The following is a 2351-nucleotide window of genomic DNA, read 5'->3' as shown; positions in this document are numbered from 1 at the left end:
TGGCGGACTTCCGGCCGCCACGCCGCACGTGCACAGATCACGGGCCGGTCGAGTGCCTGCCCCGTCAGGAGGCCGAGCACGCTCCGATGGACGGAGCCGCCCAGTTGTTGTTCGCCATGACCGTGAAGCCGAAGCTGGTCGATGCCCCGGCGGACAGGTTGCCGTTGCCGTTGGGCCTCATCGTCATCACGTTCCCGCTGCCGTCCCAGGTGGGACTGCCGTTCCAGGTCGCGGAGATCTTCTGCGGGGAGCGCACGGTCACGTCCACGCGCCAGCCGCTGATCGCCGAGTTGCCGGCCCGGACTGTCACCCTGCCGTTGAACCGGTCGCCCCAGCGGTCGGTCTGTTCGTAGGAGACGGTGCAGGAGGCGTCACCGCCACCGCCGCCGTCGCCGGAACCGCCCAGCGCCGCCAGCACCGCGTGGTAGGCGGGCTTCTTGTTGTAGTCACCGTCGAACAGCAGCGGAGTGCCGCCGCTGCGCCACGAGTACTTGTCGGTCACGCCCCAGACCGTGATGCCGGTGCAGCGGGAGACGGCGAGGCACGCCTCCACGACGCGGCGGTAGTCGTTGGCCTGGGCGGTGCCGGAGCCCTCGATGTCCAGCTCGGTGATCTGCACCTCGACGCCGAGGTCCGCGAAGCGCTGCAGGTTCTGCTGGTAGTCGCCGGGGACCGGCGAGTTGCTGTTGAAGTGCGACTGGAAGCCGACGCAGTCGATGGGCACGCCGCGCTGCTTGAAGTCGCGCACCATGTTGTACACGGCATTGCTCTTGGCGTTGATTCCGTCGGTGTTGTAGTCGTTGTAGCAGAGCTTGGCACCGGGGTCGGCGGCACGTGCGGTGCGGAACGACTCCTCGATCCAGCCGTTGCCGAGCTTGTCCTGGAACGGGGAGCTGCGCCTGGCGCCGCTGTTGCCGTCCTGGAAGGCCTCGTTGACGACGTCCCAGGAGTGGATCTTGCCGCGGTAGTGCTGCATCACGGTGGTGACGTGGTTGTTCATCGCCGAACGCAGGTCGTTCGCGCCGAGACTGCCCACCCAGCCCGGCAGTTGGGAGTGCCACACAAGAGTGTGGCCGCGGACGGACATGTTCCTGCTCTGTCCGTGATTGACGATCCGGTCGGCGGTGCCGAAGTTGAACGAGTTGCGGGAGGGCTCCAGGGCGTCCCACTTCATCTCGTTCTCGGCCGTCAGGCTGTTGAACTCGCCGTTCAGCCTGGACATGTAGTCCGGCTCGTTGAGCTGGCTGGCGGAGACCGCCGCACCGAAGTACCGGCCCTGCTCCGCCGCGGCGCCGGCCAGTGTGGAGGCGGCGCTGGCGGTACCGGGCATGGCGACGACGCCGGTCGCGGCGAGCACGCCGACCGCACCCATCATCAGTGCCTTGCGGCCGAGCGCTCGCCATCTGGGGGGCTCACGCCTGTCTAACGAATGGTTGGGCATAACTGACCCTTCCTTCCCAGGCCGCGACGGAGATCAGCTCCGTCCGGACGTGGTGGATGCCGTTCGCGGTTCCGCGGGAACGCCCCATCCGGCTGGCGAGCGGCAGCGATAGCTGTGGAGTATTTGCCTGAAGCGGGTCGGCGTCAACGCTTCCTTCCGGAATTTTTCCGGTAACTGCGGCCCTATGGGGTCTCCGCGAGCGGCGCTAGTCACCGGTTTGGTGCGGTACAGGATGTTCTGTAATTCACCCAGGCATCGCAGCAGTGGCGAGAGTTCTCGAATGGCTTCCGGAAGTCGGTGCTGGAGGTCGGCGCCTGAGTCAGTGCCGGGGGTCGGTGCCGGGGGTCCGTGCCGCGCGAGCCGGCCCGTGTGCGGAGACGGATCCCGGCTCATGGCCACCCGTCCCCTGGGGAGCGCCCGTCCGGACGCGTCTGGTGTCAGGACGCTTCCAACTCCGCGCATGACCGAGCCCATTGGGGAATTCCCGGAAAGTCGAGGCGCTGAGCTGCGCCTTCGGAGAACCCGTCGACGAATCTCCGTTCGCAGGGTTGTCGTCGGCACCGATGGCTCCTACATTCCAGAACGAAGCGCACGAGTGGGAGCGCTCCCACTCGTGGGGAGGCGGGAGCGCTGCCCGCAACCAGTGCAGCACCGGGCTCCCCACGCACGCCGGTACCCCCACCCCCCACCAGTTCACCCACAGCGGCACCTTCAGCACCCCGGCCGGTCCCACCCCGAACGGCACCGCCCGCACCGCCTGTTCCGTCACCCGACCCGCGATGTCGGGCCGGCATCACGATCGGCGTCGTCCGACCCACGACGGCTGACCGCGTCACCCGGCCCGACACGCACCGGCACGCTCCGGGGTCCGCCCTCCTTCCCTGCGCCGACAGGGCGGGCCCCGGAGCGC

1 protein-coding gene is annotated in these 2351 nt (G+C 68.4%); it reads right to left on the bottom strand.

Features of this window, described 5'->3' with window-relative positions:
- Positions 1–64: 64 nt before the first annotated feature.
- Positions 65–1372 carry an endo-1,4-beta-xylanase gene (locus ACYVE9_RS00005; protein WP_461025615.1) on the bottom strand — a complete coding sequence of 436 codons (1308 nt, stop codon included), beginning with the start codon at positions 1370–1372 and terminating at the stop codon, positions 65–67.
- Positions 1373–2351: the final 979 nt, after the last annotated feature.

This window comes from Streptomyces sparsus (assembly GCF_054776295.1).
This window is presented reverse-complemented; position numbering and strand designations above follow the sequence as displayed.